Below are 24,233 nucleotides of genomic sequence, written 5' to 3'. Positions count from 1 at the left end.
GCCGCTTCCATACGCAAATATCACAACTCAAGGCTAAGGCTTGCGCAGACTGCCTTCTATTTGCGGAGTCAATGAGGTGAGGATGGCGTGAGCAATGACAGCATTGCCCTTATCCCCAAAATGAAACTGATCCAGGAACATGTCGTCCTCTGCCCCGTAGCGGTCGAAGACGCCAGACAGATCGATAAACTTGAAGTTCTTCAAGCTGACGCCCGACAGACTGGCTTTAATTGCCTGATAGCACTGCACATAATATTCTTTAGAATTGGAGAGAAAATCTTTTTCACGTGAACTCAAAGACTTTTTAGACACAGAAAGAGTAGGCTGCAGGAAAAATACCCAAGCTACACCCTGAAGAGCATGTGCTCCTAATCGAATATTCTTTTCGAGTCGATAAGCGACAGTCTGCGAGGGTACAGGCTGAGGCAGAGGACGGGCCTGCGGCAAGTCCTGCAATTCCTTTCTGCCAGCTATCTTCAAACCCGTATTCGCCAGTGTTTTAAAATAATCATCTGAAAATGCACTGAACCACAGGACATTTCGACCCGCATCCCCCCAAAAAACATCATTATTTCCAGACAGTGAAATCACCAGATCCGGCTGAAGCTCAGAAAGATAGTTTTCAATGGCAATACGCTCTTGTGTGGACGCCCAAGCTGGATTGGCAAAAGTAAACACCTCGTAACGCAGGCCAGGTTTTGACAGGTTCTTGTTGAGCAGATCGTTCAGCAGGCTGCCAATCGTCTGCTCCTGACTCGGAGCACCAGATCCATATGCGGTGGAGCCACCGGTGAGAAAAATGCGATAAACCCCAGCCGGCTTCGGCATCTGGAGCTCCTCGCTGTTGCGCATCTGCCAAGAGTTGATATGTGCATTTTGGTGTTGCCCTGGTGATGGGGCAGTACCTACAAAAGGAGTTGGCTGATTAGGGACAGACCAACTAATGGAGCCGATATCCAACGCAGAACTGGTGTAAGCGCGTGCGTAATGATTGCGCTGCTCATCCTTCAAAGGAGTCACTGCCAGCACTCCAGCCAAAGTCTCCCCTTGCTCCACCCACCGGATGACTTTATCGAACCGGCCAGCCACCGTATACAGCCCAGCCCAGTACCCCAAAGCCACAAGTGCGCACAGTACTAGTGAAGGAAGAAGAATGTAAATGAGCTTCTTCATCGATCTAGAACAGCGTATAGATAAAGGGGGCAAACACCGAGCCATGCCCAAACACAATGAGGGCTCCCAGCAGCAGCAAGACCAAGAGCACAGGAATCAGTGCGTAGCGTTTATGCTCCTGGAAGAAAAGAATAAGCTCTTTGATCAGCTCCAACATCAGAATTGCCGCTCCATGTGATTATTTTTTCTAGATACCTTGTTGACTCTGTAGGTAGCCACCTGCTTATCCCATTTTTTTTTCAGCGTATCCTTTCCAAGCAGCCGCATGATCATTCCCAACGGCATAAAAACCAGAAAGAAGACAACACCCAGAACAATCCGGACATTGACCCATTCAAGCACTCGACCCAGTCGCATCCAGCATTTGTAAACAATACCTAAAGCCAAGGGCTTCAAAAGGGCCAACGCAAGAAAGACCACAGCGACGCCCCATGGCCAATAAGCCCATTTTAGAGACCACCACCAAGGCACAAAAAGGCCAAAAACCAGGGCAAAAAACCCTGCCATGACATAGCCGAATTTACGCAGTTCACGTGCATCGACTACGGCTTCAGTGTTATTTTTCATCATTTTCGTCAGTCCAGTGCCAAGGCACCTTTGCGATGGGCAATATTGACGTTCTTTTGTGCGTCCTTCGACAGCAGTACGTTACCCAATACCAAGCAATCCATATCCGTTCCCATGAAACAACGGAATGCGTCTTCCGGCGTACAGACAATAGGCTCGCCGCGCACATTGAACGATGTATTCACCAGTACCGAACAGCCGGTTTTTCGTTCGAAGGCACTCAATAGCTGATAAAACTCTGGGTTACTTTGTTCACTCACGGTTTGTACGCGCGCAGAATAATCCACATGTGTCACGGCAGGGATCGACGAACGCACCTGATGCAACTGCGCCAAACCGTGCAAGGACTCATCCGGCTGGGTCTGAATGTCCTCGTGGACCTGTGCCACCAAGAGCATATAGGGGCTGGGCCTATCCAAGTGGAAGTACCGAGCAGCGGCCTCTTCTTTGACGGCCGGGGCAAAAGGCCTGAACGACTCGCGGAATTTTATTTTCAAGTTCAGCTGGGACTGCATGGCACTCGAACGCGGATCCGCAATGATCGACCGCGCACCCAGCGCCCGGGGACCGAACTCCATCCGATTTTGAAACCAGCCTACAACCTTTTCATTGGCCAACAGATCTGCAACGGTATCAGACAGCCTACTAGGCTCAACCACTGTGTAGTGCGCCCCCAGTTGATCAAGCTTCGCAACGATATCAGCTTGTTCATAGCGCGGCCCCAGCAAGGAGCCTTGCATCTGGTCAACGCCCGGCACATACACCCTGGGTTGCTTGCGATAGGTATGGTAGGCAGCGTAAGCGGCCCCCAATGCACCACCTGCATCTCCAGCGGCGGGTTGAATCCAGATGTCTTTGAAAATTCCCTCTCGCAAAAGGCGCCCATTCGCTACACAATTCAGAGCCACCCCCCCGGCCAAACACAAATAATCGGCGCCGGTATCTTTTTTGAGCTGCCGAGCCAATTTTATAATTATTTCTTCCGTCACCACCTGGATGGACGCTGCCAGATCCATATCGCGCTGGGTCGGTACGCTCTCTGGATCTCGGGGCGCCCCCCCGAATAGATCGGAGAACTTCTGGTTGGTCATCCGCAATCCAGCGCAATAATCAAAATAATCCAGATTCAGGCGAAAACTCCCGTCCTCCTTGACGTCGATAAGATGATCCCAGATCAATTGGGTATGAACAGGCTTTCCATAGGGCGCAAGGCCCATGAGCTTGTACTCTCCCGAGTTCACCTTGAAACCTAGATAATAGGTAAACGCCGAATACAACAACCCCAGTGAGTGCGGAAAATCGATTTGCCATAAAGGGGTCAATTCTGAACCCTGCCCCAGCCATGCCGATGTGGTTGCCCACTCTCCTACGCCATCCAGACATAAAACGGCGGCAGTTTCATAGGGACTCGGATAGAAGGCAGACGCCGCATGCGACTCATGATGCTCGGCAAACAAAATTGGAGGAAGTTCCGACTCCTTGCAGGAAAGCAAGCTGGCAAGCTCTTGCCTGAGTGTCCTCTTCAGATACAGCTTCTCCTTGAGCCAAACGGGTACAGCCATTACAAAAGAATGAAAGCCGCGGGGCGCATAACTCAAATAGGTATCGAGCAAGCGCTCGAACTTGAGGATGGGCTTGTCATAAAAAACAATCGAGTCCAGTTCATGGACACGAACATTTGCCTCCGCTAGGCAGTAATGGATTGCATTTCTTGGGAATCGTTCATCATGCTTTTTCCGCGTGAAACGCTCTTCCTGTGCCGCAGCGATGATTCTGCCTGATCGCAATAGCGCCGCCGCGCTGTCATGATAGTACGCAGATATTCCCAATATATTCATTGCAATCCACAAAAATAATCTTATTTAATCGTAAAAACGAAAATATCGCTCACATCCGAAAATTTTCGAAGTTTCCGTTTTGCTCAAAGTTTTACGAAGGAGGAAAAAAGGCTTGATAAACCCTCTTACCCAACTGGGCCTGACCATACTCGTTGAAGTGCAAACCACTCTTGTCAAGCCACCCCGAAAGATCATCCGTATTCACAATACTGACGTGCGGGACGTCGCGAGCCACCTTTTTCTGAGCAAGTCGCACGATTTTTGCATGCACCCACGCAGAATTATTTTGAATTCTTCCAAGGACGACTGGGACATTTTTTGCCTCTGCACAGTTCATACTTTGAACATCCTCTCGGAAGCGTTGTACGAATTCCTTGAGATTTTTTTCGTAATTTCTTGCCCATTCTTTATGCATTGCGTCGGTTTCGCCCTGCATAAAAAAAATGCCAGCCACCTTCAAATTCACTTCCGTTCGCTTGGTATTGTGAGCTTCAGCAATCATTTTCATAAGCTCTTTATACAATCGTCCCCCAGGGGACCAGCTATCAGCATTGGTCGTGGTATTCAGCGAAGTATTTGAAACAGCCAGTTTTACAATGTAATGGTCTTTCGGCGGCCGATCATTCAAGTAGCGGGCAAAGTACAGTTCAGGTCCAAACATGTCTTGTGCACCCGAGCCCTGTGGGAAATACTGCGGGTAATGGGTCACATTTTTGTAGCCGAAACCAGGCCGTGCCACCTGCCATGATGCAAAACGACTCCAGCTTACTGTGCTGGAATGTGTTGCATCATCCTTTCCGGCAATTTCAGGTCCAGCGTTAAAGACGCCATAGATCTTCACGTTCGGAAAAACGGTATCTTTCTCAACATAATTATTGGGACCACTGGTAATGTCCCTGACGGACGCCAAGCCCACCGCGTTGGATTGTCCTGCGATGACAAAAAGCTTGCGAACTGGAGCCGATGGGTTGGCATCTACCGCCAGACAGTGCTGAGCGAAGCTGCTGCCGCTCCCACATGCCAGCCCCCACAAGCAGACTATGCTGCACAGCAGGCGGAGAGTGGGTTGCCGGAATGCCACACCAACTTTTCGCATCCGCCTTCTTCAGGCCGTCCCACCCACCGTCAACCCCTCGATACGCAGCGTAGGCTGGCCCACGCCCACGGGGACGCTCTGGCCTTCTTTGCCGCAGGTGCCTACGCCGCTGTCAAGGCGCATGTCGTTGCCGATCATGGTGACCTTCTTGAGCGACTCGGGGCCGCTGCCGATGATGGTCGCGCCTTTCACGGGGTATTGGATCTTGCCGTTTTCCACCCAGTAGGCTTCGCTGGCCGAGAACACGAACTTGCCCGAGGTAATGTCCACCTGTCCGCCGCCGAAGTTGCTGGCATACAGGCCCTTCTTGATGCTGGCGATGATTTCCTGCGGGTCCTTGTCGCCGCCCAGCATGTACGTGTTGGTCATGCGCGGCATGGGAATGTGGGCATAGCTCTCACGCCGACCGTTGCCAGTGGGTGCCACACCCATCAGGCGCGCGTTGAGCGAATCCTGGATGTAGCCCTTCAAGATGCCGTCCTCGATCAGCACATTGCGCTGGCTGGCGTGGCCCTCGTCGTCCACGTTGAGCGATCCACGGCGGTCGGCGATGGTGCCGTCGTCCAGCACCGTCACGCCCTTGGCCGCCACGCGCTGGCCGATGCGGCCGCTGAATGCGCTCGAGCCCTTGCGATTGAAGTCGCCTTCCAGCCCGTGGCCAATGGCTTCGTGCAGCAGGATGCCGGGCCAGCCCGACCCCAGCACCACCGTCATCTCGCCCGCAGGGGCGGGGCGCGATTCGAGGTTGACCAGGGCCGCATTCACGGCCTCGTCCACGTACTTACCCATCTGCTCGTCGTCAAAATAGGCCAGGCCGAAACGACCACCGCCGCCCGCCGAACCCATTTCGCGGCGGCCATTCTGCTCGGCGATCACCGTGACCGACAGGCGCACCAGCGGGCGCACATCGGCCGCCAGGGTGCCGTCGGCACGGGCCACCAGCACCACGTCGTATTCGCTCGCCAGCCCGGCCATGACCTGCGCCACGCGCGGGTCCTTGGCGCGGGCGCGCTGCTCCAGCTTTTCCAGCAAGGCCACCTTGGCGGTGCTGTCGAGCGAGGCAATGGGGTCCACGCCGGGGTACAGGCTGCGGCCTGCCGCTACTTTTTTAGGAGCTACTCGCGCTTTACCCGCCTGCGCTGCGGCCGAAATAGACCTTACAGTTCGGGCTGCGTCCAGCAAGGACGCCTCGGAGATGTCGTCCGAATAGGCAAACGCCGTCTTCTCGCCGCTCACCGCGCGCACACCCACACCCTGGTCGATGCTGAAGGAACCAGTCTTGACGATGCCCTCTTCGAGGCTCCAGCCCTCGCTGCGGGTGTACTGGAAGTACAGGTCGGCATCGTCCACCTTGTGGGTGCGGATCTCGGCCAGTGCCCGTGCCAGATGGCTTTCGTCAAGCCCGAAAGGGGTCAGCAACAATTCGCGAGCGACATCGATGCGCTGGCTGGTGGCCGCACGCTGGGGCGCGGCAGTGGTGGAGCGGAAAGTCATCGGGGCATTTTAGGCGCGCAGCCCCACCCTGCCGGACAAGGGGGCACATGGCCCTATGCCACAACGCGCCCACGCAAAGCGTCAGGCCGTCGTCTGGTCGTCCAGCGCGGCCTGGGGTGCATGGGTCTGCACCGACTCGATACCGGCATCGCGCGCCTTGGCACCGGAATACATCTGGCTTTGGCCGATCACCTGGCCATTGCCCGCCTTGAGCGTGAAATAGGGCGATCCATCCTTGGCGCTCAAGCGACCGAACCGGCCATCATCGGGAGCGTTCTTGCGCACGGATTCGATGCCGTTCAGTGCACTGGCCCGTGATTCGTACATCTCGCTGGTGAGGATGATCTGGCCATTGGAGGCCAACAGGTTGAAGACAAATTTATCGTTCTTCGACTTCTTCAGCTCGAACTTCGCCGCCATAGGGAATCCCTCCGGTTGCATGGGCCAAGGCACAGTTGGCCTGCCGGTTTGTACCCTCTTGCCGCCCTGCACGCAACGCCTGGGTAAAGACCCTGGAAGGTGTTCCTGATCTCCCAGCGGAGCCTATGGCTATAGGGCAGGCCGAGCGTCCTTGGGGTCCTGCTTCTGGGCCCGGGCCACCGACATCAGGATGCCCAGCGCCAGGCCCAGGGTGACCATGGCGGTGCCGCCATAGCTGATGAAAGGCAGCGGCACGCCCACCACGGGCAGGATGCCGCTGACCATGCCCATGTTCACAAAGGCATAGGTGAAAAAGATCATCGAGACCGCCCCGGCCATCAGGCGCCCGAACAGGCTGGTGGCCCCTGCGGCGATGGCCAGGCCGCGCCAGACCAGCATCAAAAAGCAGACCAGCAGAAACAGGTTGCCTGCCAGCCCGAACTCCTCGGAGAACGCGGCAAAGATGAAGTCAGTGGTGCGCTCGGGGATGAACTCCAGATGCGTCTGCGTACCCGCCATGAAACCCTTGCCCCACATGCCCCCCGAGCCGATGGCGATCATGCCCTGGATGATGTGGAACCCCTTGCCCAGCGGGTCGCGTGTGGGATCCAGCAGGGTGCAGATGCGCTGCTGCTGGTAGTCGTGCAGCACCGACCAGCGCACGCCGTCCGCGCACAACTGGTCCCCCAGCAACACCAGCGCCAGGATGCCCACGCCCCCCAGCACCACCGGTGGCAGCACCAGCTTCCAGGAGAGCCCGGCAAAGAAGATCACGGACAGGCCAGCTGCCAGAACCAGTAGCGACGTACCCAGATCGGGCTGCTTCATGATCAGCCCCACCGGAACGGCCAGCAGCAGCCCTGCCGCCGCAAAGTCGAGCGGGCGCAAGGTGCCCTCGCGTTTCTGGAACCACCAGGCCAGCATCAGGGGCATGGCAATTTTCAGGATCTCGCTGGGCTGGATGACGATGCCCACATTGATCCAGCGCGTCGCCCCTTTTTTGGTGATGCCAAACAGCGCCACCGCCAAGAGCAGCGCCACGCCAGCCGCGTACAGCGGCACAGCGAACAGCATGATTTTCTGGGGCGGCACCTGGGCCACCATGAACAAAATGGCACCCGCAATGAGCATGTTGCGCCCATGGTCCGAAAACCGTGTGCCGTGGTCGTAGCCCGATGAATACATGGCCACCAGCCCGGCGCAGGCGAGCAACGCCACCACCAGCATGAGCGGCAGGTCAAACCCGCGAAACAGGGGAAGAAAACGCTGGGCGAGCGAGGGCTTTTCAAAAACAACGGCCATCGCGGGATTATCGCGGCCCTTGGGGCCGCGCCACCGTCACCCCGCCTGGCGGAAGGCCATCACCGCCTGGTTGCGCAGGGTGCGCAGCAGGCCCAGGGCCTTGTCGTCCACCACGATGCCCCCTGCCGCGGACTGGTCGGCATAGATAAGCGCAAACGTCTGCCCCTTGATCTGCAGCGGAAGCAGCAGGAACGAGGGGGCATTGAGCCCCGCGCGGTACCACTCGGGCAGGCGGGCCTGCATCTTGGGCTCCGTCGCGTCGTTGATGAGCGTATCGGCGCCGCGCAGGCAGACGGCGGCAAACAGGTCGCCCGGCGCCTTGAGCGGGACTTTCATGGCACGCACGGCGGCCTCGCTGCCCTCGCCCAGGCCAAAGCGGCCGGTCAGCAAATCGGTGCGTGCCTCACGCAGGCAAAACACCATGCGCCGAAACCCCAGCGCGCGGAACATGGTCTCCAGGATCATGCGCAACACGTCGTTGAGCTGAAAACTCTCGACCATGGCATTGGTGATGTCCTGGATGCCCGCTGCCAGCACTTCGTTGACCTGCGCGACCGACACGGCGCCGCTGGCCTGCGACTCCAGCACCGCTGGCAAGGGCTGGGTTTCGCTGGCCCGCAGCTCGTGCGAGCCCAGGGCGTCATCCTGCGCGGGCCCGGCACCGGCCGCCGGGGGCAGCTGCAGCAGCCGCGCCGCAGGCGTGCCGGGGGCTACGCGCAGGTCCAGCGCCTCGGCCAGCGCCACGAGCTTGTGGCGGGCGCGCAAAGTGCCCTCCGAAATCGCTGCGGGAGACAGCGCCAGCGTACGGGAATAGCGGGTGCCGATCTGGCCCAGGCGGGCTTCCAGCGACGCGGCATCGCTCGCCAGCAAGGTGCTGGCCACCTCATTGGCAGCCATCGCCACCCAGCGCAGGCGCTCCACCCCCTGCTCCGGCGCGCGTTGCATGGGCGAGCCCAGGGGCTTGCGCATGCAGCGCTGCAGGCTCTCGGGCAGCCCCCAGACGCGGGCCACGCCCACCCCCAGGTCCTCGAAGCCCAGGCCCAGCACCTGCAGCGCGGCCGACTCTTCGCCCCCCTCCACGCGGCCAGTCTCCATCAGGGCGCGCACCTGGCGCGCCTCTTCCGGAAAATAGAACTCGCACAACATGCGGCCCAGGTTCTGGAACATCGCGCCAATGAAGGCCTCTTCAGCCGCCTGGCCGGGCTCGCACAGCTCCGCCGCCACCGAGCCAGCCATCATGGCGCGCAAAAACTCCTCGCGCATCTGGCTTGCATGGGCCTTGTCCTGCATGTGGTCCAGCAGCACCAGGCTGAGTGCCATGTTGCGCACGGCGTTGAAGCCCACCAAGCTCACGGCCCGCGACACGGTACTGATGGTGCCCCGGCCCGCATGCGCGAAATGCACGCTGTTGACCAGGCGCAGCAACTTGTTGGTGAGCGCCACATCCTTGAGGATCTCGTGTGTGAGATCGCTGATGCTGTCGTCCTCGGAGTTGGCCACGCGCTGGATGCGCGCCACCGAGTCCGACAGCGCCGGAAAGTCGCTCTTGTGGCGCATGCGCCGCAGCAGGAAGTCGAGCGTGGCATTGCTGGCGGCCGTGGGCGCGCTGGCCGGAGCTGCCCAGGCACGCAAGGCATCGCGAAACTCCGCCGCCGACGGATAGCGCTGGCCCGGCTCGCGCGCCATCGCACGTTGCAAAATGGCCCGCAGGGCGTCGTCCACGCCCGGCCCCAGGTCTTCCGGCAGCACCAGGGTTTCGTTGGCAACGCGGTACAGCGCCTGCCAGGCGTCCTTCTGGTGGATCAGTGGCCGGCCCGTGAGAAGCTCCACCAGCACCAGGGCGGCCGAATACACATCCATGGCCGCTGCAGGGGCCGCCCCGTCCGCCGCCTCGGGCGCGAGGTACGCCGGGGTGCCACTGGCCAGTTGCGAATCCGGCACAGCCTGCACCGGTGCCGCCATGCCAAAGTCCATCACCCGCGCGTGGCGCTGGGTGTCGATCATGATGTTGGAAGGCTTGAGGTCGCGGTGCACGATGCCGGCCTGGTGTGCGGCCTGCAGGCCATCCAGCACATCCACCATCAGCGCCACTGCGTCGTGCGGCGTGCAGCGCCCCTGCTGCGCCAGATGCTCGGCCAGCGTCTTGCCTGGAACGTACTCGAACACGATGTAGGGCTGGCGGCCCTGCACATCGGCCTCAAACACCGGAACGATGAAGGGGTGCGCCAGGCGCCCCACATGCCGGGCTTCGCGCAGCCAGTGCTCCAGCACCGACGGGTCCTGGTCCTCCACGGGGCGCATGAGCTTGATGGCCACCTCGCGCTGCAGGCGCGGGTCCAGCGCCAGCCACACGGTGGCCTGGGCGCCCCGGCCCAGCAGCTTTTTCAGTTCAAAGCGGCCCAGCGACGTGGGAGGCTTGTCGGTGGATCCCAAAGCCCAGCGTTTGGCGGTGGAAAGCGGGGCAAAATCAGTCATGGTGGGGATCAAGGCAGCGGGCCCACCGCGTGGTGCCCATGCCATGCATCTTATGTCTCGGCCACCCCTTTCGCAGCAGTGATTCCCCTGCCCTGTCGTTTTCCCCCTCCATGACCACCACCCACCTTCTGTACCTGCACGGCTTTCGCTCTTCGCCCCAGTCTGCCAAGGCGCGGCAGATGGCCGCGCATGTGGCGCAGCACCACCCGGGTGTCACCTTCTGGTGCCCCCAGCTGCCGCCCTCCCCCAAAGCGGCGATGGAACTGGTCGCGCAGGGCATTGCCCCGTGGCGCGGAGCAGCAATGGCGGTGATCGGCTCCTCGCTCGGTGGCTTTTACGCCAGCTGGGTGGCGCAGCACAAGGGCTGCCCCAGCGTGATGCTCAATCCGGCCGTGCACCCGGCGCGTGACCTTGCGCGGTACATCGGCGAGCAGACCACCTGGCACGACCCAGCGGAGCGGTTTTACTTCCAGCCTGAATACATTGACGAGCTGCGCGCGCTGGACACCACAGGCCAGCCGCCCGCAGCGCCCGAGATGGCCATCATTGCCAAGGGCGACGAGGTGCTGGACTGGCGTGAAATGGTGGCGCGCTACCCGCAGGCACGGTTGGTGGTGCAGGAGGGGGGAGAACACGCCCTCGCCAATTTCAGCGACTACCTGCCCCAGGTCACGGAATTCCTGGCTCTGGCCTGATATCACCCGGGCGCCAGGGGCGCCAGGGGCACCAGCGCATCAGAACCTCTTCAACGTGCCTGGGATCCCCGGGTGCCGCCCGCCCCCATCCAGCGGGCATAGTCGTCCGGGTAGGCTGCACGGTAGCGCTTCATGTGGAAAGCCGCTTCGTCGTCTTTGCCCAGCATCACGGCACTTTCAACCAGCACTTCGATGACGCGGGGCTCGGGGGAGTAATGCAGCAGCTCCTGGGCCAGGGCGTTCATGCGCGTTGCGTTGTCGCGGGTCAGCCCCGTGGTGGTCAGGCGCGCAAAGTCCAGCGGGCCCGAAAACAGCAGCGAATGGGACACCTTGGCCTGCGTGTCCTCACGGTACGCGGCAGCCCGCTGCGCACCGGGCTTGTAAAGCTGGCTCACGCGGTGGTAGTCCCAGGCGGCAAGGCCGCAGGCACCCAGGACTGCCAGGGCGGCCACCAGCGCAGCAGCCCCCGCAGGCCACGCGCGCCCATCCGATGCTTCGTCGCGCCGGGGCAAGACCAGGATCGCCACCGAGAGCAAGGCCACCACCTGGAACGGCCCGTACCACAGCGGGTATTCCAGCATGCTGTGCAGTCCGATGATCGCCAGCACGCCCCAGGCCAGTTGGCGCACGGGCTCGGTTTCGCGCCAAGGCCGGGCCCACAGGCACCCTGCCACGACGACCCCGCACAACGCCACGGCAGCGGGCAGGCCCAGCTCTACGGCCAGGTGCAGGGGCAGGTTGTGCGCGTTGTCCAGCAGCACACAAAAGCGCTCGCCCGGGAACAGCGTGATGTAGTGTGCGTAGTCCAGTTCGCCCCAGCCCCAGCCCAGCCACGGTTTCTGCGCAATCAGGGTGAGCACGTTGGACCACAGCACCCGCCGACTGGTGCAGGTGTGCGATCCGTCCGTAAAACGGTGGAACAAGGCATCTGCGCGCACGCCCTGAAACTTCCAGAGCGCCTCCGGCAGCACCCAGGCGGCCACCAGAAAAACCGCAAACCCTGCGATACCCAGGCGCAGCGCCTCCCCACGGCCAGCGCCACGCCACATGGCCAGAAGCACCAGGACAAGCAGCCACTGCACCACCACGGTCCGCGACGCTGTGGCGGCCCCGCCCACGGCGATCCACATCAGCGCCACGGCGGTCAGCACGCCCCACACGCCGGAGGAAGGTGGGCAGCCTGGGCTGGCCGCCCCGGCCAAGTCCGCGTTGCCTTGTGGACGGGCATGCAGCGTCCACCACAGCCAGGCCCACGCGCCCAGGCTGAGCAGGGTGGCCTGCTGGTTGCGCTGGCGCAGGTTGCCCACCGCCTGGCCCGGCACCGAGGCATGAATCCAGGGCCTCAGGCCGACATCGCCAGCAAGGTACTGCACCAGCCCGATGACGCTGGCCACCAGCGCGGCCAGCCCCAGCCCACCCGCCAGCAGCCAACCCCAGCCCGCAGGCCCCCTGCGCTGCGCGACCCCGGCGCGTGCCCACCCGGCTGCCAGCAGCAAAAGCACCGCCCCACACACCCAGGACGCGATCAGCGGCCAGAAGTTGGCGATTGGGGAGTCAGTGACGGCAAACAGAAACGGCAAAGCCACTGCGAGCATGGCCAGCGGAACGGCAATGGCATCAAAAAACATGTCGAAAGAACCGGGCCATCGTGCAAAGCCCTGGATCATAGGGGCAGGCCCGGGGCCGTCGGACCGGCGCGGCACCCATGGGACAATGCCGCCCATGCACGCATTGTTTGAAGAAGCCGGCAAGTTCATGGCCGGTCGTATCCTGTCCGAAGCCGATACATCCGCCCAGGTTGAGCTCGACTCGGGCAAGCGGGTCAAGGTCAAGGCCGCCAACATCCTCCTGAAATTCGAGAAACCCTCGCCTGCCGACTTGATCGCCCAGGCCCAGGCCGTGGCCGAAACCATTGAGCTGGACCTGGCCTGGGAATTCGCGCCCGAAGACGAGTTCGGCTTTGCCGACCTGGCGCGGGACTATTTCTCTGAAAACGCCACCCTGGCCCAGCAGGCCGGTGCGCTGTTCCGCCTGTACGACGCCCCGCACTACTTCCGCCGTGCGGGCAAGGGCCGGTTCAAGAAGGCATCGGCCGAGATCCTGCAGCAGGCGCTGGCCGCCATCGAGAAGAAAAAGGCCATCCTCGCGCAGATCGACGAATGGGCCGCCGCGCTGGGACGGGGCGAATGCCCGCAGCCCATCCGCGACCAGCTCTACAAGATCCTGTTCAAGCCCGACAAGAACGCGCCCGAGTACAAGGCCGTGGTGGACGCCAGCCGCGCCACGCACACCGCGCCGCTCGACCTGCTGCAAAAGGCGGGCGCCATCGATTCGGCCTACCAGTTCCACTGGAAGCGCTTCTTGTTCGAGAACTTCCCCAAGGGCACAGGCTTTCCCGCCGTCACCGCACCCGCCATTGCGGACGAGCTGCCGCTGTCCACCGCGCAGGCGTATTCCATCGACGATTCGCAGACCACCGAAATCGACGATGCGCTGTCGGTGCAGGGCCTGGGCACGGGCACCGTGGTGCTGGGCATCCACATCGCCGCGCCGGGTCTGGCCATCCAGCCGGGCAGCGCCATCGACCAATTGGGCCGTGCGCGCCTGTCCACGGTGTACATGCCGGGCTACAAGATCACCATGCTGCCGGATGACGTGGTGCAGACCTACACGCTGGACGAAGGCCGCGCCAACCCGGCCGTGTCGCTGTACGTCACCATCGACGAAGCCACGCTGGAATTCAAGAGTTCCGAAACCAAACTGGAGCGCGTGCACGTGGTCGCCAACCTGCGCCACGACCAGCTCGACAGCGTGGTGACCGAAGAATGGCTCTCCAACCCGGCGTTCGAGCATCAAAACGACCCCCAGCGCTTGTCTGACCTGCGCCCCCAGCTATCATTTTTGCACCGCCTTGCCAAGGACCTCAAAGCCCGCCGCGAAGTGGTGCGTGGCAAGCCCGAGAACTTCAACCGACCGGACTACAACTTCCGCCTGGTCGGCAACAACGGTGCCGAGCCCACGGGCGATGAACAAGTGCAGATCAGCGTACGCCAGCGCGGCGCGCCACTCGATCTCATCGTGGCGGAGGCCATGATCGTGGCCAACAGCACCTGGGGCAGCTGGATGGCCGAGCTGGGAGTGCCCGGCATCTACCGCAGCCAGGCCAGCATGGCGCCGGGCGTGAAGGTGCGGATGGGCACCAAGGCGCTGCCGCATGCGGGCATCGGCGTCAAAGCGTATTCGTGGGCCACGTCGCCCCTGCGCCGCTACACCGACCTGGTCAACCAGTGGCAAATCATTGCCTGCGCCCGCCACGGCAAGACCGCTGCGCTGGCCGCGCCTTTCAAGCCCAAGGATGCCGACCTGTTCTCCATCATCAGCAGCTTTGACGGCGCCTACAGCGCCTACAACGGCTACCAGGCGGGCATGGAACGGTTCTGGACGCTCAAATATGTAGAGCAGAACGGCATCACCGAGCTCAACGTCACCGTCTTCAAGGAAGGCCCGGGCGGCAGCTTCCTCGTTCGTGCAGACGATATTCCGCTTGTCTTCCCCGTGCTGGGCGCGCAGAACCTGCCGCGCGGCGCGCGCCTGAAGGTCAAGCTGGGCGAGGTGGACGAGATCACCCTCGATATCCATGGCACCGTGATCGAGCGCTTGGATGACCCGGCCGACACCAGCGACGACGGCCCGGTGGACGATGCCGAGGACGACGATACCGTGGCCGGACCGATTGCCATTGCAGTGGACGTGAACGAGGCACCCGCCGAAGCCGCTGCAGCAGCACCGGCCGCCTGATTCCCTCTGACAGCCCCTGATAATTGCTGGCGATGAAACTCCCTGCCTTCCTCCGCACCTTCAGCACGCTGCAGCTCGCGTTGGGCATCTCGGTGGCCGTGCATGCCGCGCTCATCTCGGTGCGTTTCATCGACCCCGAGGGCTTCAACCGCGTGTTCCAGGACACGCCGCTCGAAGTCATCCTGGTCAACGCCAAGTCCAACGAACGCCCCGACAAGGCCCAGGCGATTGCCCAGGCCAACCTGGCTGGCGGCGGCGATGCCGAGAAGGGCCGCGCCACCAGCCCCCTGCCCTACACCGCGCTGACCACGGTGGGCGACGACTACGAAGAAGCCCAGCGCAAGATGGATGCGATGCAGGAGCAGCAGGCGCAATTGCTGGCCCAGTTGCGCAAGCAGCTGGCCACCATGCCCGAGCCCGATCCGCGCCAGGCCAGCCAGAGCGCCGAGCAGGCCAACGAGCAGGAAAAGCGCCGCCAGCTCGTCAAGCTGCTCGCCGAGATCGAAAAGCGCATCAATGAAGAAAACTCGCGCCCCAAGAAGCGCTACATCAGCCCCGCCACGCGCGAAGAGGCCTACGCCATCTATTACGACGGCCTGCGCCGCAAGGTGGAAGACAAGGGCACCGAAAACTTCCCCGAACAGGGCGGCAAGAAGCTGTATGGCGAGCTGACCATGATCGTCACCGTCAACCACGACGGCCGCGTGCTCGACACCGAGGTGGTGCAAGGCTCGGGCAACCCCACGCTGGACCGGCGCGCCGAGGCGATTGCCCGGGCTGCCGGCCCGTTTGGCGCGTTTGGCGCCGACATGCGCAAGAAGGCCGACCAGATCGCCATGGTGGCGCGCTTCAAGTTCACGCGCGATCAGACGCTGGAGACCAGCGTCCGCTAGTCGCCACCAGCCCCTGCCCGCGGCGGCCCTGCCAACCCGCCTTTTTTCATACCGCACGATTTTTTACCCATGAGCCAAGCCGCCGACCTGTACTGCGTGATGGGCAATCCGGTGGCGCACAGCCGCTCCCCCGCCATCCACGCCCGCTTTGCCGAACTGACGGGTGAGCACATCGCCTACGAACGCCGCCTGGTGCCCATGGATGGTTTTGCCCAGGGCGTGCGGGACTTTGTGGCCCAGGGTGGGCGCGGTTGCAACGTGACGGTGCCGTTCAAAACCGACGCACCACTTCTCGCCACCGAATGCAGCGAGCGCGTGCAGCTGGCCGGTGCGGCCAACACCCTCACCTTCCGCGCCGACGGCAGCATCTATGCCGACAACACCGACGGCCTGGGCCTGGTGGCCGACATCACGCGCAACGCGGGTGTGTCGCTGGCGGGGCGCGATGTGCTGCTGGTAGGCGCCGGTGGCGCCGCTGCGGGCGTGCTGGGCCCGTTGTTGCTGGCAGGAGCCCGCCACATCACGGTGGCCAACCGCACGCTGGCCAAGGCGCAGGCCCTGGTGCAGTCGCACAGTGCGCTTGCACTGCTACAAAAATCAGAGCTTATTGCGCTTACTCCACAAGCGCTAGAGGCCAATTTTGATGTCATTATCAATGCCACAGCCAGCAGCCTGGCCGGTGCCGAAGTGCCGGTGTCCGCCAGCGTGCTGCGCCCCGGCTGCCTGGCCTACGACATGATGTATGGCCCCGCCGCGCAGGGTTTTCTGGATTGGGCCCGCCAGCACGGCGCCGTTCCGCGTGACGGCCTGGGCATGCTGGTCGAGCAAGCCGCCGAAGCCTTCTTGCAGTGGCGCGGCGTGCGCCCGCCGTCGGCCCAGGTGCTGCAGGAAATGCAGCAGGCCAACTCATCCAAATAACAACACCCCACACGAGGAGACACACCGCGATGAAAGCCGTGCTGCGCTGGCTGGGACTGGTGGTGCTCGCCTTCGTGGCGCTGCAGCTGTTCTTTGTGGTCCGTATCGCTGCCATGGTGGTCATCGACCCCGAATCCACCAGCTTTCAGCGCTCCGAGGCCTGGACGCTGCTCACCACCAAAGGCAACGTCCCCTGGCGCCAGCAGTGGATGCCCTACGCCAGCATCTCCGACCAGCTCAAGCGCGCCGTGATCGCCTCGGAAGACGATGGCTTTGTGAGCCACGACGGCGTGGACTGGAATGCCATCGAAAAAGCCTGGGAGCGCAACGCCAAGGCCGAGGCCCTGGCCAACAAAGCCCAGGCCCGTGCCCCCGACCGCCCCGTGCGCGCCCCCAAGATCCGGGGTGGCTCCACCATCACGCAGCAACTGGCCAAGAACCTGCTGCTATCCGGCGAACGCACGCTGCTGCGCAAGGGGCAGGAATTTGTACTCACGCTGCTGCTGGAGCAGCTGCTGAGCAAGCAGCGCATCCTGGAGGTTTATCTGAACAGCGTGGAATGGGGCGAAGGCGTGTTCGGTGCCGAGGCGGCCGCGCAGCACTACTTCCGCAAAAGCGCCTCGCGCCTGAGCGCCACGGAAGCCGCGCGGCTGGCGGTAATGCTGCCTGCACCGAAGCGGTTTGAGAAGACACCGGGGTCGGCGTATCTGGCGGGAAGGACGCGGACCATCCTGGCGCGGATGGGGAGTGCCGAACTGCCCTGACAGGGCCTGTCAGCGTTCGGAGACCGGCACGGCTGGCGCCATGCCAAGCCTGCCAAGCGGAATACTTGCGCGCATTCAGAAGGTGCTGATCAGCGCCGCTGCAGCCGCAGCACCACGGGGGCATCGGGCCGCAAGGTCACCCGCAGCTTCGGCACACACACCGCCGCCCCCTCCGGCAACCGCAGCCGGTACCGCTGCAACAACATCGCCGCCAGCAGCGTCATCTCCAGCATCGCAAAGTGCTGCCCGATGCAGACGCGTGGCCCCACCCCAAACGGTATCCACGCGCCTTTGGGGATGGCCGGGGCGTCATCCAGAAAACGCTCCGGCACAAAGCGGTCGGCCTGGGCAAACCAGCGTTCATCCCGGTGCAGCACCCAGGGCGTGATGCGCAGCATGGCGCCCTGGGGCACCTCCACGCCGCCCAGCGTGATGGGTGCGGTGGTGCGCCGGGTCATCAGCGCGGCAATGGGTGGGTACAGGCGCAGCGCCTCCTTGAGCGTGGCGGACAGAAAGGGTAGCTGCGCCAAGTGCTCGGGGCCGGGCGTCTGGCCTGGGGGGAGCACGCTGTCCACCTCGGCCTGTGCGCGTTGCGCGGCCTCGGGGTGTTCGGCCATCAGGCGGCTCCACCACAGCAGCGTGGTGGCGCTGGTCTCGTGCCCGGCCTGGAAGCTGACCATGCACTGGTCGAACACTTCCTGCGGCGACAGCGGCTCGCCGGTGGATTCGTCGCGCAGCGCCAGCAGCATGTGCAGCAGGTCAGTGCGTGGCGGGGCGCCTGCTGAATCTGCCGCATCCCGGCTGCGCGCACCGATGTGGCGCTGCACCAGCCCCTTGAGTGCCTTGAGCGCGCGCCGCTTGGCGGCCTTGCCGGGCAGGGGCAGCCAGTCGGGCAGCGTGAAGGGCATGAACATTTCGCGGAAGGCTGTCTCCGACAGCGTCTGCGTGGCCCAGGCGGCATCGCGCGCGTCGGCCTGGGCCGATTCGCTGAACAGCGTGCGCAGGATCACGTCCATGGCCACATCGGTCCAGAGCGTGTCCATGGCCACCAGCGCTTCGGACTGGCCTGCGGGCACGGCAGCATCGAGCGCGCTGCGGGCGGCATCGGTCATGAGCTGCGCGTAGCCCGCCACGCGTTTGGGGGTAAAAGCAGGCATCAACATGCGGCGCTGGCGCTGCCAGGTGTCGCCCTCGGTCACCAGCACGCTCTGGCCGAACACCTGCTCGAACACGGCGATGCCGCGCTCCCAGCGGATCAGGTGGTCTGCGTGGGTAACCAGCGCCTCGCGCACGAGGTCGGGCGACAGGAGGTCCCAGGCATCTTCATTACCCAGGCGCATGCGAGTCAGGTCGCCATGGTCACGCTGCAGACGGGTGACGAAACCGAGGTAATCGGCCCGCATCTCCCACAGCAAGGGCAGGCCCCACCAGCGGCTGGGCGGGCCACCGGGCTCGGGGAGCCGGGCTGGCGCAAGCTGCGCAGAGGGGGAAGGTGTTGCGGGCTTCGATGGGGCAGTGGTGATGGCGTGGTTCATGGTGCGGATGGTGCGGTGCAGCAGCGGGCAGGTATTGAACGAATTCGACATCGCCCCTGGCCTACACTCGCGCCCCATGGCAACCCTGGTCCCACCTTCCGCACGGCATCCGCAGGGGCTGATCCCCTCGGGCCAGCTGTGGCTGCCGCGCGCCAGCCTGTCGGCCTGCCTGCGCGGCACAATGGTGCGCAGCACACTCGGCTACACGCTCACGGATGCGCAACGCATCAACCGCTTTCCGGCCACGCCCCTTTGCAGCCTGAGCTGGTGGTTTGAAGGCCGCAGCGAAGCCCTGGTGGCAGACCGCCCCGACACCCTGCCCGGCCTGCACAGCCCGCGCGAGGCGTATCCCGGCCGCTGGGTGCTGGCGGGCCCCCAGACCCGGCCCAGCGCCAGCTATTGCGCAGCGCCCACCCACGCCATGATGGTGATGTTCATGCCCGACGCGCTGCACCAGCTCACCGGCCTGGAGCCTGAGGCGCTGACTGACCGTTTCGTGGATGCGCAAACCGTGCTGCCACCCGACTGGATTGCGATGTGCGAAGCCGTGCAGCACCAGCCGGGCGATGCCGCCCGCATGGACTGCCTGGAGGCGTTTCTGGAACCCCGCTGGCAAGCCTGCCGTCCCGCGCAGGCGCTGCAGGTGCAGCGCTACGGCGACTGGGCCATGCACCTGGCACAACGCGCCGCCGTGTCGGCTCCAGGCCGCAGCCTGCGCCAGCTGGAGCGCCGCATCAAGCGCTGGGCCGGGCTGCCGCTGCGCGAGCTGCGCGGCTTTGGCAAGGCCGAGCAGGCGTTTTTCGACACCATCGCTTCGGACGCCGCGAAGGGTACCGTGAAATGGGCCGACGTGGCGGCAGGCGCGGGCTTCTCGGACCAGTCGCACCTGTGCCGCGTCACGCGGCGCATCACCGGCTATGCCCCACAGGCGCTGTATGACGGCATCTACGGCGACGAGGCGTTTTGGGCATATCGCATCTGGGTGTAGTGGCCAGGGTAGCTGCAGCCGCCCGGCTGCGGCCCGCCACAGTACACGCCCGACAGGGCACACCCGCCACGTATCATCCCCGCCATGCTTGCCAAGTTGATGAGTTTCCTTCTGCTGGGGATCGTGCGGTTTCTGACCGGTTCCCAGGCCCGCTGGTACGGCTGCCCGCCCAAGGCCGAGCAGCGCATTTATTTCGCCAACCACCAGAGCCACGCCGACATGGTGCTGATCTGGGCGGCGCTGCCCGAGGAGCTGCGCAGCATCACGCGGCCCATTGCCGCCAAGGACTACTGGACCAAGACGCCGTTCCGCCAGTGGATCACCACCGCCGTGTTCAACGCCGTGTATGTGGACCGTCAGGCCACGCCTGCGCGGCCCCCGGCTCCCCTGGCGGCTGAGCCCGTGGGCGTGCTGGAGGCCCTGGCCACCGCCGCCAGCGACGCGGACACCGCCATGGCGGGCGGCCCCGATCCGTCGCCCGAAGCCCCGCCCCGCGCGCCCACCCCCGAGGAGCTGCGCGCAGCCCTGCCCGAGTCCGACCCGCTGGCCCCGCTGGTGCGTGCGCTGGAAAGCGGCGACTCCATCGTGATCTTTCCCGAAGGTACGCGCGGCCATGGCGACGAGCCGCAGCCGTTCAAGTCAGGCCTGTTCAAGCTGGCGCAAATGTTCCCGCAGGTGGTGCTGGTGCCCGCCTGGATCAACAACGTGCAGCGCGTGATGCCCAAGGGCGAAGTGGTGCCGGTGCCCATCCTGTGTTCGGTGACCTTTGGGGCGCCTGTACAGCTGGAAGCGGGTGAAGAGCGTCGCCCGTTCCTCGACCGGGCACGCCGTGCAGTCATCGCGCTCAGGGAAGTCTGAACATGAACAACTTCCTCCGCAATTTGACTGCCACTCAGCAGGTCGGTGCCCTGTTCCTGGTGATGTTTGGCATCCTGTCCGTCGTCACCATCTGGGCCTTCGTACGCAATCTGCGCGAACACGCCAGCGACGACCCTGAGTCCGAAGCCCGCATTCTCGAAGCCAAGCGTTTCTGGGGGCTGCTCAAAACATCTTGGATGATGGCTTCCGTCTTCTGGATTGGCTGGGTGCTGGGCGACACGGTAGCCACCGTGCTCTTTGCCATCGTGGGGTTTTTTGCGCTGCGCGAGTTCATCACGCTCTCGCCCACACGGCGTGGCGACCACCGCAGCCTGGTGCTGGCGTTTTTTGTGGTGCTGCCGCTGCAGTTCTGGATCGTGGGCAGCAAGCACTTTGACCTGTTCACGGTGTTCATCCCCGTCTACGTGTTCCTCGCCCTGCCCGTGGTGAGTGCGCTGGCCAACGACCCGCAGCGTTTTCTGGAGCGCAACGCCAAGCTGCAGTGGGGCATCATGGTCTGCGTGTACGGCATGAGCCACGTGCCCGCGCTGCTGCTGCTGGACTTTCCGGGCTACCGCGACAAGGGCGCGTTTCTGGTGTTTTTCCTGGTGTTTGTGGTGCAGACCTGCATGCTGGTGCAGCATCTGCTGGGGCGGCGCTTTCCGCACAAGCCCGTGGCGCCGCAGGTGAGCCAGAGTTTTCAGTGGACGAGCTGGCTGGCCGGTGTGGCGGCCGGGGGGCTGGCCGGCGGGCTGCTCACGTTCATCACCCCGTTCAAGCCCGGCCAGGCGCTCGGTATGGCGCTGCTGGCTTGCGTGGCGGGCAGCCTGGGGCACCTGGTGATGAAGGCCCTGAAGCGCGACCGCGGGATCACCAGCTGGGGCATGCAGGGCATGTCGGTCACCGGCGCGGGCGGCCTGCTCGACCGCGTGGACGCGCTGTGTTTTGCGGCGCCGGTGTTTTTCCATTCGGTGCGCTGGTACTTCGGTCTGTAAATGAACCGACCCAGAAGTTTTCAATAAAATTGGCACCTAGCGCTTTACCAACAAGCGATGGCAGCTATCAAATAGTGAGCAAATGCGCATCTTAGGCATCGACCCCGGCCTGCAGACCACCGGATTTGGCGTGGTAGACATGGACGGCCACAAGCTCAGCTACGTGGCCAGCGGCACCATCCGCACCACCACGCTGGCGCTGGGCGATCTGCCCGGGCGCCTGAAGATCCTGTTCGACGGCATCACCGAAGTGGCGGCCCGCTATGAACCCGATGTGGCCTCAGTCGAGATCGTGTTCGTCAACGTCAACCCCCAGTCCACCCTGCTGCTGGGCCAGGCACGGGGCGCCTGCATCACGGCCCTGGTGGCGAGCAATTTGCCGGTGGCCGAATACACCGCGCTGCAGATGAAAAAAGCCGTGGTCGGCCACGGCCGCGCCGCCAAGAGCCAGGTGCAGGAGATGGTGCGGCGCCTGCTCAGCCTGCCCGGCGTGCCAGGCACCGACGCGGCCGATGGCCTGGGCATGGCCATCACGCATGCGCATGCGGGTGCTGCCATGGGGCGGCTGGGCGAAGCCGCCACGCTGAACCGGCGCCAGCATGCGATGTACAAGGGTGGGCGGAGTTACTGAGCCATTGGCCTTATGAGCCGCCACAACGCAAGGAGCCTGCGCATGAATTTCGGCATCGTTCTGTTCCCCGACGTCGAGGAACTCGATTTCGTCGGCCCCTGGGAAATGCTCACGATGTGGAGCCGCTACGCCGATGGCCCCCAAAACTGCATGACTGTCGCGCAGACGGCAGCGCCCATCACCTGCGCCAAGGGGCTCTCGGTCAACCCCCACCACGCTTTCGACAACTGCCCACCGCTGGACTACCTGCTCGTCCCCGGTGGCCAGGGCACGCGGCGTGAAGTGGACAACCCGGCCATGCGCGATTTTGTGGCGCGGCAGGCGCAAACCTGCCAGGCCGTGTTGTCCGTCTGCACGGGTGCTTTTGTGCTGCACGCGGCTGGTCTGCTGGGCGGCAAGCGCGCCACCACACATTGGGGGTCCCTGGACCGCCTGCGCGCACTGGGCGATGTGGAGGTTGTGGAGCAGCGCTGGGTACGCGATGGGTCGGTGTGGACGTCCGCCGGGGTATCAGCAGGCATTGACCTGATGCTGGCGTTCATCGCCCATGTAGGCGGCGAAGAAGCCGCAGGCAAGGTGCAGTTTGGGGCGGAGTACTACCCTGACGCAAAGGTGTATGGTGATTTCCGAGGTCATCCGCAAGCACCGAGGTACATCCGCAACGGTCCCACGTAAAAAAACCGCGCCCGAAGGCGCGGCCCCACCAGGTATCAAGCTAAAGCCGCAGGCCCACCTTCAGGCCTTCGGGCCTTCAGGTCAGGCAACCTGCGTCTTCATCCGGTCCGCCCGCTCCTTGGGTGACGGATGGGTAGACAAAAAGCTGGTCGAATCCCCGCCCGACATGGCGGCGAGTTTTTCCAGCGCAGTGACGCAAGCGGCGGGCTGGTATCGCTTGGCCTTCATGAAGCCCATGGCGTAGTCGTCAGCCTCGCGCTCGTTGCTTTGCGAATGCTGTGCGCGCACCACTTTCTCGAACAGGTCACCCAGCTGCGAGCTGGCAATGGCACCGGCCTTGCCGTTGCTCGACGCCACGGCATTGCGCAGCGCGCTGGTGCGCAGGGCGGTCTGGATGCGGGCCTTGGTGTGGCCGGCCTTGACGTGGCCGATCTCGTGGCCGATCACATAGCGCACTTCATCGTCGGTGAACTTGTCCATCAAACCCGAATACACCCGGATGGTGCCGTTGGCCATGGCAAAGGCGTTGATCTCGGGCGTGAGGTAGACCTTGAAGTTCATCTTGAGGCCGTCGTGGGTGCCCAGGCCCGAGGTGAGCTTCGTGAGGCGCTTGGCATAGGGGTTGCCTGCCGGGGCCACCTGGTTCTGGCTGTCCATCTCGGCGGACATCTGGTCGAACGTGCTCTTGAGTTCCTCGTCCGACAGGCTCTCGGACTTGGCCAGGTCCTTGCCTGCATCCAGCATCTTGCCCAGGTCAAACTGCGCCCACACGGGCGATACGGCGCTCACGCCGGAAGCCAGGGTTACGAGCGTCAACAATTTACGGCGGTCCATGGGGTTCCCTCTCTGACGTGGTCAGCTTCTTGATTGGTCTTGAATCGATGGGTCGATTGTGTTTTTGCGCAACCAACTGCAAGCAATGGTTGGCGCGCGCCGAAGGATAGCCACGCCAACGGCGTTTCTCGCTGGCGGCCGTGTCTTCAGATGTAAGAACTGTGTGCCGATGCTGGCGGGCGGGCCGAAACGGTGGGGACTGGGCGAGGTTGCGGCGCCGGAAATCTTCGCAGAATTCAGAAAAAAATGGCCTTAGCGCTTGTGCATAAAGCGTTTTAAGCTAT

Annotated in this window: 22 protein-coding genes; 10 read left to right on the top strand and 12 right to left on the bottom strand. The window is 63.1% G+C overall.

What is annotated here, in order from left to right; genetic code table 11:
- Positions 1-33: 33 nt before the first annotated feature.
- From ACSQ22_RS19645 to ACSQ22_RS19605, 9 genes are all read right to left on the bottom strand, one after another.
- Positions 34-1,173, bottom strand: a complete 1,140-nt coding sequence (locus ACSQ22_RS19645; RefSeq protein WP_436131295.1) for an SGNH/GDSL hydrolase family protein — start codon at positions 1,171-1,173, stop codon at positions 34-36.
- A 4-nt stretch (positions 1,174-1,177) separates the two neighbouring features.
- A complete protein-coding gene (locus tag ACSQ22_RS19640; protein ID WP_176886993.1) occupies positions 1,178-1,330 on the bottom strand; it encodes a DUF5989 family protein in 153 nt (50 codons plus the stop codon).
- Positions 1,330-1,743, bottom strand: a complete 414-nt coding sequence (locus ACSQ22_RS19635; protein WP_436131294.1) for an SxtJ family membrane protein — start codon at positions 1,741-1,743, stop codon at positions 1,330-1,332. Before ACSQ22_RS19635 ends, ACSQ22_RS19640 begins: the two co-directional genes overlap by 1 nt.
- A gap of 5 nt (positions 1,744-1,748) precedes the next feature.
- Positions 1,749-3,578: a carbamoyltransferase family protein gene (locus ACSQ22_RS19630; RefSeq protein ID WP_218301710.1), complete on the bottom strand. Its 1,830-nt coding sequence runs from the start codon at positions 3,576-3,578 to the stop codon at positions 1,749-1,751.
- 91 nt (positions 3,579-3,669) lie between these two features.
- Positions 3,670-4,674: a sialate O-acetylesterase gene (locus tag ACSQ22_RS19625; RefSeq protein ID WP_436131293.1), complete on the bottom strand. Its 1,005-nt coding sequence runs from the start codon at positions 4,672-4,674 to the stop codon at positions 3,670-3,672.
- 9 nt (positions 4,675-4,683) lie between these two features.
- Positions 4,684-6,168: a metalloprotease TldD gene (gene tldD, locus ACSQ22_RS19620; protein ID WP_121421130.1), complete on the bottom strand. Its 1,485-nt coding sequence runs from the start codon at positions 6,166-6,168 to the stop codon at positions 4,684-4,686.
- Positions 6,169-6,249: 81 nt separating this feature from the next.
- Positions 6,250-6,588: a YegP family protein gene (locus ACSQ22_RS19615; protein ID WP_055394907.1), complete on the bottom strand. Its 339-nt coding sequence runs from the start codon at positions 6,586-6,588 to the stop codon at positions 6,250-6,252.
- A 129-nt stretch (positions 6,589-6,717) separates the two neighbouring features.
- Entirely contained in the window at positions 6,718-7,890 is a 1,173-nt protein-coding gene (gene rodA, locus ACSQ22_RS19610; protein ID WP_055394909.1) for a rod shape-determining protein RodA, read from the bottom strand.
- Positions 7,891-7,926: 36 nt separating this feature from the next.
- Complete coding sequence (locus ACSQ22_RS19605; RefSeq protein WP_436131292.1) at positions 7,927-10,365, bottom strand: protein kinase domain-containing protein; 2,439 nt, start codon at positions 10,363-10,365, stop codon at positions 7,927-7,929.
- Positions 10,366-10,475: 110 nt separating this feature from the next.
- On the opposite strand from ACSQ22_RS19605, the gene ACSQ22_RS19600 reads away from it, so the two are divergent.
- Positions 10,476-11,060, top strand: a complete 585-nt coding sequence (locus ACSQ22_RS19600) for a YqiA/YcfP family alpha/beta fold hydrolase (RefSeq protein ID WP_436131291.1) — start codon at positions 10,476-10,478, stop codon at positions 11,058-11,060.
- 50 nt (positions 11,061-11,110) lie between these two features.
- On the opposite strand, the gene ACSQ22_RS19595 is transcribed toward ACSQ22_RS19600, so the two are convergent.
- Positions 11,111-12,688: a Wzy polymerase domain-containing protein gene (locus tag ACSQ22_RS19595; protein WP_436131290.1), complete on the bottom strand. Its 1,578-nt coding sequence runs from the start codon at positions 12,686-12,688 to the stop codon at positions 11,111-11,113.
- 94 nt (positions 12,689-12,782) lie between these two features.
- Here ACSQ22_RS19595 and ACSQ22_RS19590 point away from each other — a divergent pair, with 94 nt between their 5' ends.
- From ACSQ22_RS19590 to mtgA, 4 genes are all read left to right on the top strand, one after another.
- Entirely contained in the window at positions 12,783-14,858 is a 2,076-nt protein-coding gene (locus ACSQ22_RS19590; protein ID WP_121508978.1) for a ribonuclease catalytic domain-containing protein, read from the top strand.
- A 32-nt stretch (positions 14,859-14,890) separates the two neighbouring features.
- A complete protein-coding gene (locus tag ACSQ22_RS19585; protein ID WP_055394913.1) occupies positions 14,891-15,751 on the top strand; it encodes an energy transducer TonB in 861 nt (286 codons plus the stop codon).
- Between the two features lie 69 nt (positions 15,752-15,820).
- The gene (aroE, locus tag ACSQ22_RS19580) at positions 15,821-16,669 is read left to right on the top strand and encodes a shikimate dehydrogenase (RefSeq protein ID WP_436131289.1); all 849 of its coding nucleotides are present in this window, start codon (positions 15,821-15,823) and stop codon (positions 16,667-16,669) included.
- A gap of 29 nt (positions 16,670-16,698) precedes the next feature.
- The gene (gene mtgA, locus ACSQ22_RS19575) at positions 16,699-17,433 is read left to right on the top strand and encodes a monofunctional biosynthetic peptidoglycan transglycosylase (RefSeq protein WP_436131288.1); all 735 of its coding nucleotides are present in this window, start codon (positions 16,699-16,701) and stop codon (positions 17,431-17,433) included.
- Positions 17,434-17,522: 89 nt separating this feature from the next.
- Here mtgA and ACSQ22_RS19570 read toward each other — a convergent pair whose 3' ends face one another.
- On the bottom strand, positions 17,523-19,019 hold the full coding sequence (locus ACSQ22_RS19570) for a cytochrome P450 (protein WP_436131287.1): 1,497 nt from the start codon (positions 19,017-19,019) through the stop codon (positions 17,523-17,525).
- Positions 19,020-19,044: 25 nt separating this feature from the next.
- Between ACSQ22_RS19570 and ACSQ22_RS19565 the strand changes: the two genes are divergently transcribed.
- The 5 genes from ACSQ22_RS19565 to ACSQ22_RS19545 all read left to right on the top strand — a co-directional run bounded on the left by ACSQ22_RS19565 (position 19,045) and on the right by ACSQ22_RS19545 (position 23,115).
- A complete protein-coding gene (locus tag ACSQ22_RS19565; RefSeq protein ID WP_228896224.1) occupies positions 19,045-19,956 on the top strand; it encodes an AraC family transcriptional regulator in 912 nt (303 codons plus the stop codon).
- A gap of 84 nt (positions 19,957-20,040) precedes the next feature.
- Positions 20,041-20,814: a lysophospholipid acyltransferase family protein gene (locus tag ACSQ22_RS19560; RefSeq protein ID WP_436131286.1), complete on the top strand. Its 774-nt coding sequence runs from the start codon at positions 20,041-20,043 to the stop codon at positions 20,812-20,814.
- Positions 20,815-20,816: 2 nt separating this feature from the next.
- Entirely contained in the window at positions 20,817-21,809 is a 993-nt protein-coding gene (locus tag ACSQ22_RS19555) for a phosphatidate cytidylyltransferase (protein WP_055395967.1), read from the top strand.
- Positions 21,810-21,891: 82 nt separating this feature from the next.
- On the top strand, positions 21,892-22,440 hold the full coding sequence (gene ruvC / locus ACSQ22_RS19550) for a crossover junction endodeoxyribonuclease RuvC (RefSeq protein WP_055395965.1): 549 nt from the start codon (positions 21,892-21,894) through the stop codon (positions 22,438-22,440).
- Positions 22,441-22,482: 42 nt separating this feature from the next.
- Positions 22,483-23,115: a DJ-1/PfpI family protein gene (locus ACSQ22_RS19545; RefSeq protein ID WP_218301698.1), complete on the top strand. Its 633-nt coding sequence runs from the start codon at positions 22,483-22,485 to the stop codon at positions 23,113-23,115.
- 81 nt (positions 23,116-23,196) lie between these two features.
- Here the strand turns inward: ACSQ22_RS19545 and ACSQ22_RS19540 are convergent, their stop codons facing one another.
- Positions 23,197-23,949: a M48 family metallopeptidase gene (locus ACSQ22_RS19540; protein WP_176887008.1), complete on the bottom strand. Its 753-nt coding sequence runs from the start codon at positions 23,947-23,949 to the stop codon at positions 23,197-23,199.
- Between the last annotated feature and the right edge of the window lie 284 nt (positions 23,950-24,233).

The organism is Acidovorax sp. LjRoot38, assembly GCF_964252975.1.
Taxonomy (GTDB): domain Bacteria; phylum Pseudomonadota; class Gammaproteobacteria; order Burkholderiales; family Burkholderiaceae_C; genus Acidovorax; species Acidovorax facilis.
Note: the sequence above shows the minus strand (reverse complement) of the source record. Positions and strands in the feature narration are given on the sequence as shown.

What these genes read in the sequence shown, in the direction of transcription:
- ACSQ22_RS19630 (WP_218301710.1), bottom strand. Translation starts at nt 3,578, where the DNA reads ATGAATATATTGGGAATATCTGCGTACTATCATGACAGCGCGGCGGCG.
- ruvC (WP_055395965.1), top strand. Translation starts at nt 21,892, where the DNA reads ATGCGCATCTTAGGCATCGACCCCGGCCTGCAGACCACCGGATTTGGC.
- rodA (WP_055394909.1), bottom strand. Translation starts at nt 7,890, where the DNA reads ATGGCCGTTGTTTTTGAAAAGCCCTCGCTCGCCCAGCGTTTTCTTCCC.
- ACSQ22_RS19555 (WP_055395967.1), top strand. Translation starts at nt 20,817, where the DNA reads ATGAACAACTTCCTCCGCAATTTGACTGCCACTCAGCAGGTCGGTGCC.
- ACSQ22_RS19605 (WP_436131292.1), bottom strand. Translation starts at nt 10,365, where the DNA reads ATGACTGATTTTGCCCCGCTTTCCACCGCCAAACGCTGGGCTTTGGGA.
- ACSQ22_RS19585 (WP_055394913.1), top strand. Translation starts at nt 14,891, where the DNA reads ATGAAACTCCCTGCCTTCCTCCGCACCTTCAGCACGCTGCAGCTCGCG.
- ACSQ22_RS19560 (WP_436131286.1), top strand. Translation starts at nt 20,041, where the DNA reads ATGCTTGCCAAGTTGATGAGTTTCCTTCTGCTGGGGATCGTGCGGTTT.
- aroE (WP_436131289.1), top strand. Translation starts at nt 15,821, where the DNA reads ATGAGCCAAGCCGCCGACCTGTACTGCGTGATGGGCAATCCGGTGGCG.
- ACSQ22_RS19645 (WP_436131295.1), bottom strand. Translation starts at nt 1,173, where the DNA reads ATGAAGAAGCTCATTTACATTCTTCTTCCTTCACTAGTACTGTGCGCA.
- ACSQ22_RS19625 (WP_436131293.1), bottom strand. Translation starts at nt 4,674, where the DNA reads ATGCGAAAAGTTGGTGTGGCATTCCGGCAACCCACTCTCCGCCTGCTG.
- ACSQ22_RS19545 (WP_218301698.1), top strand. Translation starts at nt 22,483, where the DNA reads ATGAATTTCGGCATCGTTCTGTTCCCCGACGTCGAGGAACTCGATTTC.
- mtgA (WP_436131288.1), top strand. Translation starts at nt 16,699, where the DNA reads ATGAAAGCCGTGCTGCGCTGGCTGGGACTGGTGGTGCTCGCCTTCGTG.
- ACSQ22_RS19640 (WP_176886993.1), bottom strand. Translation starts at nt 1,330, where the DNA reads ATGTTGGAGCTGATCAAAGAGCTTATTCTTTTCTTCCAGGAGCATAAA.
- tldD (WP_121421130.1), bottom strand. Translation starts at nt 6,168, where the DNA reads ATGACTTTCCGCTCCACCACTGCCGCGCCCCAGCGTGCGGCCACCAGC.
- ACSQ22_RS19615 (WP_055394907.1), bottom strand. Translation starts at nt 6,588, where the DNA reads ATGGCGGCGAAGTTCGAGCTGAAGAAGTCGAAGAACGATAAATTTGTC.
- ACSQ22_RS19540 (WP_176887008.1), bottom strand. Translation starts at nt 23,949, where the DNA reads ATGGACCGCCGTAAATTGTTGACGCTCGTAACCCTGGCTTCCGGCGTG.
- ACSQ22_RS19600 (WP_436131291.1), top strand. Translation starts at nt 10,476, where the DNA reads ATGACCACCACCCACCTTCTGTACCTGCACGGCTTTCGCTCTTCGCCC.
- ACSQ22_RS19595 (WP_436131290.1), bottom strand. Translation starts at nt 12,688, where the DNA reads ATGTTTTTTGATGCCATTGCCGTTCCGCTGGCCATGCTCGCAGTGGCT.
- ACSQ22_RS19565 (WP_228896224.1), top strand. Translation starts at nt 19,045, where the DNA reads ATGGCAACCCTGGTCCCACCTTCCGCACGGCATCCGCAGGGGCTGATC.
- ACSQ22_RS19570 (WP_436131287.1), bottom strand. Translation starts at nt 19,019, where the DNA reads ATGTCGAATTCGTTCAATACCTGCCCGCTGCTGCACCGCACCATCCGC.
- ACSQ22_RS19590 (WP_121508978.1), top strand. Translation starts at nt 12,783, where the DNA reads ATGCACGCATTGTTTGAAGAAGCCGGCAAGTTCATGGCCGGTCGTATC.
- ACSQ22_RS19635 (WP_436131294.1), bottom strand. Translation starts at nt 1,743, where the DNA reads ATGATGAAAAATAACACTGAAGCCGTAGTCGATGCACGTGAACTGCGT.